General features: G+C 30.4%; 8 protein-coding genes. All 8 read right to left on the bottom strand.

All coding sequences use genetic code 4. The features are described 5' to 3' along the window. Positions 1 to 53: 53 nt before the first annotated feature. The 8 genes from MCJ_RS02090 to MCJ_RS03685 all read right to left on the bottom strand — a co-directional run bounded on the left by MCJ_RS02090 (position 54) and on the right by MCJ_RS03685 (position 14,367). A complete protein-coding gene (locus MCJ_RS02090) occupies positions 54 to 2,720 on the bottom strand; it encodes an ABC transporter substrate-binding protein (RefSeq protein ID WP_012751644.1) in 2,667 nt (888 codons plus the stop codon). A 2,259-nt stretch (positions 2,721 to 4,979) separates the two neighbouring features. Continuing rightward, positions 4,980 to 9,293, bottom strand: a complete 4,314-nt coding sequence (locus MCJ_RS02085) for a PDxFFG protein (RefSeq protein WP_012751642.1) — start codon at positions 9,291 to 9,293, stop codon at positions 4,980 to 4,982. After that, positions 9,271 to 10,605: an ABC transporter ATP-binding protein gene (locus MCJ_RS02080; protein ID WP_012751641.1), complete on the bottom strand. Its 1,335-nt coding sequence runs from the start codon at positions 10,603 to 10,605 to the stop codon at positions 9,271 to 9,273. The genes MCJ_RS02085 and MCJ_RS02080 overlap by 23 nt, the downstream gene beginning before the upstream one ends. Positions 10,606 to 10,613: 8 nt before the next feature. Beyond that, a complete protein-coding gene (locus MCJ_RS02075) occupies positions 10,614 to 11,999 on the bottom strand; it encodes an ABC transporter ATP-binding protein (RefSeq protein ID WP_012751640.1) in 1,386 nt (461 codons plus the stop codon). After that, a complete protein-coding gene (locus MCJ_RS02070) occupies positions 11,999 to 12,967 on the bottom strand; it encodes an ABC transporter permease (protein WP_012751639.1) in 969 nt (322 codons plus the stop codon). Before MCJ_RS02070 ends, MCJ_RS02075 begins: the two co-directional genes overlap by 1 nt. Then, entirely contained in the window at positions 12,967 to 13,977 is a 1,011-nt protein-coding gene (locus MCJ_RS02065) for an ABC transporter permease (protein WP_083771821.1), read from the bottom strand. Before MCJ_RS02065 ends, MCJ_RS02070 begins: the two co-directional genes overlap by 1 nt. Then, positions 13,934 to 14,071, bottom strand: a complete 138-nt coding sequence (locus MCJ_RS03800; RefSeq protein WP_012751637.1) for a hypothetical protein — start codon at positions 14,069 to 14,071, stop codon at positions 13,934 to 13,936. The genes MCJ_RS02065 and MCJ_RS03800 overlap by 44 nt, the downstream gene beginning before the upstream one ends. Before the next feature lie 125 nt (positions 14,072 to 14,196). Further along, positions 14,197 to 14,367: a hypothetical protein gene (locus MCJ_RS03685; RefSeq protein WP_012751636.1), complete on the bottom strand. Its 171-nt coding sequence runs from the start codon at positions 14,365 to 14,367 to the stop codon at positions 14,197 to 14,199. Between the last annotated feature and the right edge of the window lie 127 nt (positions 14,368 to 14,494).

The raw sequence follows: 14,494 nt of genomic DNA, 5'->3' as shown, positions 1-14,494 counted from the left end.
ATAATTCAAATCTAAATTATACTATAAAATGAAGGAGATTAGTATTTTTTAGCTTATTTACCATCCTCTGGTGAAATGTTAGGTTTTTTGATATTTTCAACATCAAAAGCATATTGAAAGGAATTGTTTCTTCCTGCACGAATCCGATTAATTATTCAAAAAGTATCAACCTCCATTACCGGAATAACAGGAGCAAATTCACGAATTATTTTTTCAAAAGTTACTATTAAATTAAAGACTTTTTCTTGATTCCATCCTTGTTTTAACTCTTCATTTGTAAAATTGGAGTTAAAAAAAGCGTTAATACGAGCATTGTATTCTTCATTAGTTTCTGCAAATTCAGGAATTAAAATTTCTTTTTTATCAATACCTTGAAGCGCTTGATTACTTTCTACACTTCCAAAAACCTTTTGATAGATTATTTGCCCTTGCTCATCAGTTTTGACTTTTCGAGTAATAAGGTCAACAAACTTTTGCATATCAAAATCATTAATATCTAAACGTTTTTGAATTTCTTCTTGGCGTTGTTTAGAAAGTGAAGATCACCATTTATAGTAGGTCATTGAACCGGTAGGATTGTTTTCAAAACCAGTTAGCTTATTATCTTTGGGACTAATATCATCGGTGTTAAAAAAAGCACGAATATATGAGTGTGGTTCCCCACCACCGATGTTAAAAAAGTCAAAATTGCGAATTGCTAGATCAAATTCACCTGTGATTAATCTTTGTGTATAAATACCATCGGGAAGACGAATAGGATCAATTTTAATAAAGCCATTTGTGTGACGAGCTAGAATATCTTGGAGTCCTGTTGCCACATTTTCTGAGTTATTATCCTTATAAATAAATTTGAGATCAACTGAATTTAGATTAGGATATTTAGCACGAAAACGATTTAAATAGAAATTAGCAACTTCTAAATTGTAAGAATTATCTACTCTTTGAATTGATTCAAATCAAGATTCTTTGGATAATTGATCTGTATAATCAAAAGCTAACAAATTAAAAGCAATGTTTTTGCCATCACTACCAACTTTTTCAGAATAATATTTTTTATCTATAAAAAAGCTAGCAAGTGGGTAATTACGACTAGTTTTAATGGAACCAAAATTAGTTCAGGTGGTTTGGCTAAAAGATGAATCTAGCCCATATAATTTTAATAAATCAACACGGTTAATAGCATAATAAATAGCTTTTCTTAAGTCTTCATCTTGTAAATAAGAATTTCCGCGGGTAACATTGTCAAGATTCATTTGGATAGCAATTGTACCAAAACCAACTTGTTTTTGCATGTATTGACGAGTTTTTTCATTTGCTCAAAATCTTTGTTGATAAATTGCAGGAATTTTAGTCTCGGCGATGTAACCATCAACAAATAGAGTAGAGAGCAATTCAGGATCTTCTGCAAAAAAGACCTTAATTTTTTCAGGAACTGTTTTATCGGCTGAATAGTAACTATCTCTTTTTGAGAGAATTAGTGAGCCTTGTGGACCTAAATCTAATTGCGAGATATCAAAAGGTCCATTTCATATAAAGTTTTTCAAATCAGTACCGAAATTACGAATTCCACCAACTGTGTATTCAACAAACTTACGATTTATTGGTAATAAAATTTCGGGAAAAATAACTTGTCGATACAAACTAAAATAAACTTTGGGTGCATAGTCTTCAAATTCAATCCGCAAATCATAGTCATCTGCTGGTAGGAATTTATATTTAGGTGTCAAACTTGAGCCAATAAAAACTTGATGCGGATCTAAAAACGGATTACGAGTTAACTTAGTTTCAACTTCTTTGTTATCAATTAGTTGTTTAAAAGAGGTGCTTTTGTAGTCAAAGTTGGGGTTTAAACTTATGTTTTTTTGTACTAGATCAATAATTTCTTTGTTACTATATTCAACAAAAACTCTTCCAGTATACATTCCAAAATTGGCAAGCAATTTTTTAAAATTAGCAACAAATTCTTCATCACCGGGGTTTTCAGAGACAAAAACTTGCTGATTTTGATCTTCAACAATTTTACCATCAACATTGACAAATCTACGTTGTCCAAAAGGATTGCTATAAACTTTGCTAAAACGTTGTACATAGTCTTGTTGCAGTGAAACTAAAGCTTGTGAATTTTTAATATTAATATTATTGATAGTCTTAGTTAAATTAGGCGATGCTACGGAAATATTGAGAACATATAAAATATAGTCAATAAAATCTTGAGCAACAACCTCATCACCATTTGATCACTTTGAGGCTCCCTTGTTCAAACTAAGGGTAACAGTTAAAAATTGTCCACTAGGATTGGTAATTCCCCGTACTGAATTACTAGTTCCTGGAATTGTCGGCGCTGCTGTACCTAATGCAAGAGGGGTATCAGTGATTGTAAAAAATCTTCCTGTTGAATCTACAGTATCAACCTTGCCTAAAATATCACCAATTCTATCTAAAGGAAGATTAGAACGGTAAGTAGCAACAGTGGCAGATGGTAAATTAAGTTTACCACCATAACTCTCACTTGAGGTAGGACCTGGTTTAAAAAAAGATTCTACTAGTGAATTAATTATACTGTGTGATGAATTATTGGTAACATAATTGAGGGTATTAATTTGTGGAACAGCAACACCGAAGTCAAATTCCTTGCGGTTAGCCTCAATTGCTGAAGCACAAGATACCAAAGTTGCCAGTGGCACTAGAGAAATAAGTGAACTAATTATTTTTTTCTTCATAACTAAGTGCTAAATTGGGTACGAACCACAAGATAGTTTTCATCTCCTTCTTTTTCAATATAAGTTGGGGCAACGGTGAAATTTTTCCCGTTTTCAGCTTCGTATTTTTTATCTCCTAAGCTTAAAAGGCCTTTGAGCTCCTCTTTATTTTTGTCACTAAAGTAGATGCGAAAGCGTTTTTGTCCACCTTTTCCAGGACGAATCAGTGCATTTTTAAACTCGCCAATGATTGCCCATGATGACATTCAGGAACCATAACCTTCATCGGCGAGGCTTACTTTACTACTAATATCAGCTTGGCGTTTTAAGTAAAATAAATTATTTGTATCTTTGGTATTAACTGGGATATAAAATTTTTGTCCGCTATCTGGATCTTCGAGTGTTAAAAAGGCAATTTTTTCATTATCTTCAAGTTTGTTAAAACCTCAAAAGATAACTTCATCGCGCTGAGCATTTCTTCAAATTCCTGAGACATTGCGCTGACCAACCCCTTGAGATTTTAATAAGTAGTACCAATAGGCTGCTGGCCGGTTAGTAACACGCTTACCTTGTAAATCAGTGATGGAAATATTCTCATCTTCAACAGGGTTACGATTATCATCATAGAGTTCTCAACCTAAAACTTTTCTTTGGAAGCGATCTTTGAAAAACCCATTGTTAGAAAATTGAATTTTGTTAATATAACCACTACGCCAGTTGGTTGGGTTGACAATTAGTGGTTGAATAATACTACCATCATAGTTGCCTACTTTGGTAGCGCCTTGGGCATAATCACCAAGAATTGAATTAATAATAATTTTCTTTTTTGCTAAAAGTTCGGTTGTTGCTCTAGCAAACTTATCCTTAATTGCTTTTTCTTGTTCACTATATTTTGTATTTGCTAAAAATGTATCAATAAATGAAGAATCATCATCTGCTTCATAAGGAATCTCTTCAATTTCACTCTTTTGAGCAAGATCATTTAAAATCAATCTATTGTAGAGACCTTGATTTTGAAAATCTTGTTCATTTTGATAGATATTTTTATAAAAGTTGTAAAGACTTTCTTGACTAGTAAGAGCAATATTGGCACCAAGGTAAACATTAGTATAAGGACTAATGGAATACTGATATTTCTGTGGGGTACGATCTCTTTGTTGACTAATATCAAAAATTGGGTTAAAACTTTTTAGCCATTTTTTGGTAAAGTAAGAATCAACATAGTATTCATTTCCTGTATTTGATTCAGAAATGTTGTTAAAAAATGAAGGTACATTATCCAATGTTTTATCATCGGGTGTGTAGTGAATTTGGACAAAATCACGAGTTAGCGATTCAGGGAAATTATAAACATAGTTGCTAAAAAAGTCATCTGGCCTATTTTCTGATCTAACAGTATTTGTCGCTTTAAAAGTAGTTAGTTCTAAATCAGTTATTGTACGTTGGAATTGATCAGCAATAGTGCTTGATGTATTATCAAAGAAAGTCTTAGTTCCAATAATGTATTGTAATTGTAATAAATCTATCTCACCATATTTAATATTTTGTTGTTTAAGAAAATCTTGAACATATTTAAATATTTGTGATTTGCTAGAATTTTCAAGATCATCATTTACAAAATCTTCATTATCTAAAACTAGTGCATTATTTTGAAGTAGACTTCCATATCTTATAAAAGGAATGTTGAGCCGCTCAAGAGTGCTAAGTTGTTCATATTTAGTAGAGGGTTTAGCTGATAAATTGTTATTAAGTGCAAAGTTTTTAAATCCTGAAAAACCAACTGATGATAAAAATAGTGGATCAATATTTTTATTATTTATAACTTGGTTTTTTATTAGTAAGTTAAGAGTAGACTCTTCAAAACCGTTTAATAATTTATTAGCAAAAGTTTGTACTTGAGCCTCAATTTCTTGCTCTGTTGCTTCAAAGTTTTTAACTAAAGCTGCAATTAGCTCATCTTTTTTAGAAATTGTTTGATTATTTTGACTACCACTTGACTTTTTAGCAAAACTAAGATTATCCAAACTGTATTGATATAAATCAAATTTAGTTAATGCATAATCAATATTTCAATTTCTTAAAAATTCTCCATCTTTTGATTCAACTTTAAATTTAAAAGGATCAATTGAAATAAATTCAATAAATTTGTTGATATCTTCAAAATAGGTATCTTGTTTATTCGAACCCTTAATAAAGTAATTTTTAGTTTTATCAAAACCAAAAATTTCCTTATCTCAAGAATCTAAATAAATTTTTGAAGTATCTAATTTATTTGGATCACTAGTATTTGTTTTGAATAAAAACTCATATGCTAAACCAAAATATCCTTGTAGTTTTTTTTTCTTCTTGTTTAGTTGCAGTTTTAGGAGCTGGAGGAGTTGGGTTTTTAGATGGAGTGATCTCGGCAACTATTTGATTCAATTTTAATAAATTAGCAAGTGGAGCGATTCTGTTTAAAGAAGAAAATGGAACATTTTCTTTAAACTCACTTTGATCAACTGTTGAAGAAAAACGACTATTAACTTGTGCAAAATAGTCATATTTTGGATTTTGGTAATAAGAAGCGCTATTACCTTGAATCAATTTTCCATAAGGTTGTGAACCAAAAAAGACCGCACTTCGCGCTAAATAAATTTCTTGAGTTTGTGCTTGACTAGAAGTTAAGCTTTGTTTAGTTAAATCAATTTTTAGGTCAAATCTCCGTAGATAATCATTTAAATCAGAGCCAACAAAGGAAAAAATCTTGTCAGAACTATATTTTTGTTGACTATCTTTGGCAGCAAATTGAAAAATTGAGTTAGCATTTTGTGATAAAGATTGAAAAAGTTTTGTTCTAAATCTTTCTTTTAAGAGGTTAATTCCAATACTAATAACCCGTCTAATTCTTGCAAGATCTTGTCTTTGTCCAGTTGGTATCCGAGTTCGCTGTGTAGACAATTGTTGTTCGATTGCATATTTAAAAATATCTAAAATACTATTTAATTGTCTTGTTTTATAAAAAATAATTGACTCTAATACAGAAGACATTTTTCTTATTAGTGAATCTTCAAAACTACCAATAGAATTTAATTTTTTTAATAAATCATCTGATCTTTGAAATCCAAAATTAGTTAACTGGCTCAACAAAGTTGTATTCAAATTAGAATTTAAGCTTTGAGAATTTTGTTTTAAAATTGGTAATAATTTATCTATAGATAAACTTTTTGCTTGAACAATTTGCTTAATTTCATCGATGTCAAATTGAGCAAAAATATCTGGTCGCTGTGGTCTAGAATTTTTTGCTTTTTTAAGTTTGTCTTCAGTGATATCACCACTTTTGATAGCAGCTAATCTTGTTTTGAAAAAGTTAAAAACCGTATATAAAGTATCACTAGTATTTCGAGTAAAAGTTTTATTATCTAGTTCACTAAAGAACTTGTAAACATCATAGGCTTTTTCATCAATATTTAATTTAACTTCTAAATTATTTATATCTAGTGATGATTTTTTATCAAGTGATGTTCCAACATATGCTGATTTGACAATCGGGTTGCTAAGAATTTGTTCTAAAGTATCTTTGTATTCTGGTGTACTTAAAACAAATTTGTTGGTAAAGTTTTTGGTAGTATTTCATCCATTGTTATTGAAATTGGTAACAATTTGATCACGAAAACGCTTTTGTACAGCACTAATATTAGTTTGTAGCTCTTGTAAACTATCTTCTTTTTTAAAGGTTTTTACATCAATTACTGGTTGACCGTTTGGATAGAAAATTTTAACTTTTAAATCACTAAAAGTACCATCACCATTGTTTTCAAATTCAGCAACAATTGGCTCGCCACGATCATTAAATTCAATTATATTACCAAGACCATCTTTGATGCTATCACTATATAACTCTTTGATCTCTCTTGCATCAACAAAACCATCAGTTTCTTTTTTGTCCTCTTGTTTGTTGTCATTTGAGCTAGTCTGTAATTCTTGAGCACCACTACTGTTTGCAATTTGCTGAATTAATTTATCACTATGACGGAAAAATTTAGCTCTTCCTTCAATACCTGGGTTAATAGTTCCAGACTCAGCATCAATTGAGTTTAATAAAAATAAGTCATATAATTTTAAATTTCTTAATTTTGCAGCTTGTTTTAGACCATCAAAAGTTTGTAAAAATCTTCTTGTTGGATCAGCAATTACATTATCAACATTGCGATTTTCGCTTGAGCCAAAAATATCACTTGTAGTTTCAAAACGTGAATTTTTATTTTTGTTATTATCATAAGAAAAAACTGGAAAGACTCCTTGTTGATCAGTTTCTCCTTTTGGAGTTCCTTTTTCAATTTTAAGTCCACTGGAACGCGCATCAAGATATAATTGTAAGGCATCAATATTATAAAGTGATTGAACACTTGGCTGTCCAACTGAAGGAAGAGCATTAATAATGATATTATTTTTAGGATCTGAGACATTAAAAGCATATTGGAGGGTATGGTGATGTCCATATTCGTGAGCACCAACATATTTTAGGTAATTAATTCCTGTTGTTTTAAACTCAGGAGTGCTTGCTTTTAAAAGTGAAATATATGAAATTCGTGACTCAGGACTAAAGCCAAAGTGTTCACCTCTTTTGTGACTAAAAGATTTTAGTCCAGTAGTTGCATCAATTTGGCTATCAAGATAACTACCATTTAATTTACTTGCAACAAAAGGTTTATTTTTTAAAACAGTATCAATTAAATTGTCAAAAACATCGGTGTAAATATTATAAAGGGTGGTTGCTTTACCATCAATTGTGGTATCAACTTCTTGAATAACTCGTGGAACACTACGATTGAGAAAACCAATAGCAATTTTATAAGAGCGAAAAGCTTCTAATTGTGCTTCAAAATCAGCAGCTTTGCTATCTAAATTAAAAGTGAAAGTTTTCTCACTTTTGTCTTCAAATTGAACAGTGAGCTCAAAAACTGTTGGAGAAACTTTTTCTGTTTTTATAATAGTTGCACTTTGGTAATATTTGGAATTAAAATTGGAGAGATACTCATATTGGGCATGTAAGCTATCACTTTGTTCATCAAGTGGGAAAAATTTGGCAAATTGTTGATTTTCACCTTGATAGATTCCAATTTTTTGGTTGAGACCTTGATTAATGTTGTAGAGGTCATAAAAGCCATTTTTAACAATTTTGTCAACCTCTTTTTTAATAATCAAATTAAGTTCGGCAACTAATAAGCTTGTGAGATTAACAGTTTTTTCTTGATTAATAAAAAAAGTTTTTTGATAGGTAGTTGCTTCGCTTGCCTCTTGTGTTTGCTCACCTTCTTGCTGTCTTTGGAGAGCCCCATTTTGAGTCTCTAAAGTTGTTTGTTGATTTTCACCATCAAGTTGGAAACTAAAAGTAATATTGGCTTGTGGGAGTCCTTCGCTGTCAACAGAGGGAAAGTTTGGATCTTTTTCTATTGCTTTTAAAGTATATTTTTGTTGTAGCAAACTATCATCAAAAATAAGACTAAAATCTTTGGGCAGTTGTAATTTGAGAGTATCAGCTAGTATAAGAGCGGCGGCACTAAATTTGACTTTAATGTCTTCTAGTGATAAACTCTCATCAACAGCGATGATAAAATCATCATTTTTATTTTTTAGACTTTCAAGCTTTTTTGTAATTTCTTGACTTATAACATCTTGGGTTTTTGGCGTGCTAGCTGCTTGATTTTGCTGGCTCTGTGTTGTTTGTTCTACTACATCTGTTTGTTTTTCTGCAATATTTGCAAAAGTATCAAGCAAAATTTTATTTAAATCATATTTATAAAATTTTTGGTTGATGAGCAAATTAGTAGCGGGAATTCCTCCAATTGAATGATTTTTATCCCAGTTAGTTAAAACTTGTTGTTGTGGAATTGTATTTAAATACAAATCTAATTGCTCTTTGCTCAAAGGTGTATTAAAAATTTTATAAGTTAAATTGTCAGGTGCGTTACCTTTACCAGAGATATCACTATGAATTGGAAATGAACCAAAAAAAGAATCTGGGAAAAATTCAATTCTTGTATCTTCTTTTCTTTGTGAATTGTGTTGACCTAAAAGAAGATTATTTCCAGATCTAGTAACTCCTCTTTTAAGAGCAAAACGTTGCAAACTAATGGCATCTGGGCCTCAGGAGACATTATTGATAAACCAACGAGCATATTCAATAAATTCTTGTGGATCAAGAGCATCTCAGTATTCATTAACAAAGGTCATTTGCCCAATTTGTACTATAAAAGTAGGAGTTTGACGATCAAATCTTTCAACAAAGTAGTTTAAAAATTGCTCACTAGTAAATCTTCTAGTAGTTCCAGGTTGCTCAGCTGCGAGGACAATTGGTTTTTCAATTGATTTATCATCAATTGCTTTTAAATCAAAATTAGCAACTTGCTCACCTTGAGCTGTTAAAAAGGCAGCAAGGGCAATTTGGTTTTTGTTGGTGACAAAATTTTGTTCACGATTTTGAATTTGAATTGAATAAAGACCTAGTTCATTATTTGCAGCATATAGTTTAATACCACCAATGATTACACCGGAGCTAACAGCAACGGTGGCAGTCGCAATAATAAATTTATTAATTGGTTTGTTTATTTTCATAAGAATAATCTCCTGATTTTCATCTGCGTAGTTCTTCTTTTGTTGCTAAAACAAAGTGGTTATTCCCTAAATTAAGTCACTCTGGTTGGTTATTTTCATCATAATTGTGCATTGCTGGATTATAAACATAACCTAAAAGTGAGCCTCCTTGTGACTCAATAGTAGGAATTGCCTCAATTAAACTTTTAGTATAAGGGTGGACAAAATTATTAATAATTTCTTTAGTAGGTCCAATTTCTAATAGTCGTCCACGATTGATAACAGCAATGCGATCTGAGATGTATTCAACCATTCGCAAGTCATGGGAAATAAATAAAATAGTTAAGTTATATTTTTCTTTTAAATCTTTGAAAATATTGATAATTTGTGCTTGAATAGAGACATCAAGAGCTGAAATTGGCTCATCAGCAATTAAAATTTTTGGTTTTAAAATTAAAGCACGCGAGATTCCAATTCTTTGTTGTTGACCACCGGAGAATTCAAGAGGAAATCTTTTTAGAATACTACTATCAAGACCAACAGAGGCTAAAAGTTCGAGTACCAACTGATATTTTAGTTGATTAGTAGTAGCATTTTCAAATTTCTTAAGCTCATCAACTCTTTGTTGTAAATAAAAAAATATCGGTGGATATTGAATTCCCATTGAGTTTAAATAAGAATAAATGTGATCATATAAAAAGTGGCTAACACTACTGTGGTTTTGTTCATAAATTTGTTGATAAAAACTTTTTAAACTTTGATATTGTTCATCATTAATTTGCTGATTTTTCTTGAGCATGCTGACAATATTGTAAAAACTAGTCTCATTATAGTTGTCGAAAAAAATTTTTTTGATTACACCTTTTTGTTGTGCTTCTAAGTTGTCAATTCCTTCTGAGACAACTGCAAAGATATTTTTAAAGGGATTAAGCGAAGATAAAGGATCTTGAAAAATCATTTGCACGCTACCAACTAATTTTTGGAGCAATTTACCTTTAATTTTGTTTTTGTTTTGTGGTAAGACTAAATCACCAATTTTGATTTGTCCATGACTATGAGAGACAAGTCCGGCAAGGGCGCTTCCGGTAGTTGACTTTCCTGATCCTGACTCACCAACAAAAGAGAGCACTTCACCATCGTAGATATTAAAAGATAAATCATGAATAACTTTATTTTTCTTAGCTCCGCTGCCATAAGTGACATCGACATTTTGAAAACTAACAAGTGGCTCACGTCCATCAGAGTTCAACATCTCAAGTGTTCCTGGAGTTAGCAAGCGGTAGGATGAATTACCAAATAAAGTTTTCTTTTCTTGATAAAAATATTTTTTCATAGTAACCTCTATTGATTTTCTGCCAATCATTTTTTATGTTTTTCTAAAATAACTTTGGGTGGTACTACTTTTGGTGCTCTCTCATCTAAAAGTGCTGATTTGACACGATGGGTATCAGAGATGTTATAAAATTTGGGTTCTAAATAAAAATCTTGTTCAAGTGCTCAATCATTTCTTACTGCAAAGGCATCACCAACAATGTCATTTAAATTGGAAGGAACAACACCACGAATTGATAATAAACGCTCACCTTTGTTGACATCAGGCATTGAGCTGATTAGACCTCAAGTATAAGGGTGTTGTGGGTAGTTAAGAATTTCTTGACGACTACCTTCTTCAACAACTTGTCCAGCATACATAATTGTAATGTAGTCAGCAAGTGAGGCAACAACTCCTAAGTCGTGAGTAATAAAAATAATAGTAATTTTTAGACGTTTTTGTAAATCACGAATAATATCTAAAACCAAAGCTTGGACAGTAGTATCAAGCGCAGTTGTTGGCTCATCCATAACAATAATTTTGGGCTCAAGTGATAAAATTGCCGAAATAACAACCCGTTGAATCATTCCTCCTGAGAGCTCATGTGGATAGAGTTTCATGACCATTTCTGGATTATTAATTTTAGTCAATCTTAGGTAGTTAAGGGCTTTTTCATAAGCTTGTTTTTTGTTGGCAACAATTTTATTTAAAAGCATTCCCTCAATAATTTGTTTTCCAATTTTTTTAGTTGGGTTAAGAGTTGACATTGGGTTTTGAAAAACAGCAGAGATGATTTTTCCTCGATAATTAGAGAGTTCTCAGTCACGGAAAGTAAAATTTTGAACTTCGTTGTTAAATAATTTAATTTCTCCAGATTCAATAACTGCATTTTCACCAGTTAATCCATAAAGAGCAGAAGTAATAACTGATTTTCCTGAACCTGACTCACCAATGATGGCATGAATTTTACCTTCATAAAAATCAATTGAGGCATCACGAATGACAACATTGGAAATATTAGGATTAGCAGGATTGACAAATGAAAGACGTAAATTATTGATTTGGGCAACAACTTTTAAATTTTCATCTCCAACTTGTTTGTATGTAACATTTTTAGCAAATTCATCAAAATTGAAATTTTTTCTATTAAAACTTGTATGAAAATATGCAAAAATTCGTTTTTTAATATCAGATAATTTAAATGATTTGTGTTGTAAAAAACCTTGTTTAATATAGAGTTCTTGAGCAATAAATTTTTCTTTTAGTTTTTTAAAATGTTTTTGATAATCATCTTCTGAATAGTTTTTAGCTTTTAAAATAGCAACTTCTTTTTCAAATTTATCAATGTTTTTGTTTAAATTTAAACACAATTTTGAATTTTCAAAATTTTTGCAATCAATTTTTTGGTATTCCATTATCTTTGTCTCCTTAGAGCATCTTGTAGTGCATTACCGATCATTTGAATTGAAGATGTTAGTAAAACTAGGAAAAAGGCAGGAATTAGAACATATCTTGGATATAAAGTAACGACTGGAATTCCTGAGTTAATTGAGTTACCTAAAGTTGGAACATTAGGTAGCGAAAGTCCAATAAAGGCAAGTCCAGTTTCTCCTAAGATTGTTCCTGGAATAACAAAGACAATATTAGTAATTAATAATGGAATAATTAAAGGAACAAAGTTAAATAAAATTTTATAAGCAGGAGTACCTAAAACTCGCGAAGCTACTACTCAAGTAAAGTTTTTTGCTCTTTTAATTTGCGCTCGCACTTGGTTAGCAAGTCCAATTCAACCTGTAAGAATAAATGAGAGAACTAATACTCAAAAACTTGGTCGTAATACTAAAGTCATTAAAATAAGCACTAGTAATGTTGGAATATTAGAAATAATTTTAATTATAAAAGTAAAAATTTTGTCAAAGAGATCAAAATGACCCATTAAAACTCCAAAAAAAGTACCAAGGGTAACATCTAAAATTGCCACAATTATACTTAAAGTAAGTGAAAAACGAAGACCATGTCAAAGCACTGCTCAAACATCGCGACCTTGACTATCTGTACCTAAAATAAAACCTTGAGTAAAATAATTGACATATTTTAATGAAGGACGAAGCTCTGTTGGTGAACCAGTTGTAAAAGGAATAATAAGTGCTAGAATTATTAAAAATGCAATAATAACTACACCAAAAACGCCAGAAAATGAACGTGAAAAACGATTTACTAATTCTACAAAGGTATTTGATGTTTCTTTAAAAAAGCTACGATCAAAATTTTGTGCTTCTGCATTCATCAATTTTCACATTTGATAAGCTAGCGGTTGTAAAACTGCATTTGGCGCAAGATTCTTATCAATGTAATTGCTAATTGAAGGTAATTTCTGTTCCATTATTTTGCTCTCCTTCTAATTCTTGGATCTAATAATTCGTAACTAATATCACGTAATGTATAAGAAACTATAGTAAGCAATGAATAAATAATAACTAGGAATAAAATAATATTATTATCTTTAGATTGAATAGCATCAACCATTATTCCACCACTACCGGCTATTAAAAAGATTTTTTCAACAAAAATTGAACCTATAAATGAACCTAAAACCACTGATGGGAAAAAAGTTGCTATTGGGAAAAGTGAAGATTTAAGTGCATGTGTTCAAACAAAACGATTTCTTGTTAAATTTTTTAAATATGCAAATTTGGCATGGATAGAGTTTAATTCATTGTTTAATTCAAAACGAATGTAACGAACATAACTAATAACTGAGCCAATAGATAGTGCTAGTGCAGGAAGGATAAAAGTTGCAAAATCTTGAACATTAAAGATATAAGGGAGACCGCTTTGTTGACCAATTATTAATAAAGTTAAAGCAAAAACTAGTGAGGGAATTGATGAAAAGATAGCGATTCACACAGTGGCAAAATTATCTAAAAACTTACCAGGATTTTTACCAACTGCTATTCCTAAAGGGACACCAATTGCAATAGTTAAGAAAACTGAAAATATTCCAATTGAAAATGAGGTCAAAAATCTTTCTCAAATAAAATTGTTGATTGGGACTCTTGGTCTCAAACTATAAGAGACACCAAAGTCGAATTGTAAAAATTTACCTAAATAATTAAAATATCTTTCAATTGCTGGTAAATCTAAACCATACGCTTTTTTCTCAACTGCTTTTTGTGCAGGGCTTAGACCATCGAGAAAGCGTGGCTCACCAGGGATTGAGTCAATCAAAAAGAATACTAATGTTAAAACAATTCAAGCAACAACTAAAAACTCTAAGAAGATTTTAATAAATTTTATTAGAAAACGAATTAAAAAAGAATCTAGGTCAACATATTTTAATCAATTAGATTTATATTCTTTTTTTTCTTGCAACCATATAAATTTTGTTATCATCAATTTGCGTTTTGCCAGATTGATCATTTGGTTGATCAACATATAAGCTTTGCAATTTGTTTTTTTGTTTTTTTGTAAAATTACTCTGCAGCATATATTTTCCTTGTGTTATTTAGTTTTTTAAAATAAAAAAGCAAGTTGTACAACTTGCTTAATCTATGAAAATTTTGTTTTATTTATAAAAATAATTATAAAATAAATTTTTTAAATTTTAGCAAGTTATGATATCAAGTGATACATTTTCTTAGTTCAAATTAATGATAAAGCATTGATATCGACAATAGCGTTATTTTTAATGTTAAAAAAGAAATCAACAAAAAATAAAACCATATTATTAAAAGATGATTTTTGAATATTATACGCTTGTTTGGCAACTAATATTGTTTTCATATGTTGATTCCTTTCTCTTTAAATATACATTATATTATACTAGTATTTTAAAAAAATGATACAAAAAAATATTTTTTTCTTATATTGGAGATTTTCTTAATTTCAAAATAAGGGAAATATTTTAATA

Origin of the sequence: Mesomycoplasma conjunctivae, assembly GCF_000026765.1 — a bacterium.
GTDB classification, from domain to species: domain Bacteria; phylum Bacillota_I; class Bacilli_A; order Mycoplasmatales; family Metamycoplasmataceae; genus Mesomycoplasma; species Mesomycoplasma conjunctivae.
This window is presented reverse-complemented; position numbering and strand designations above follow the sequence as displayed.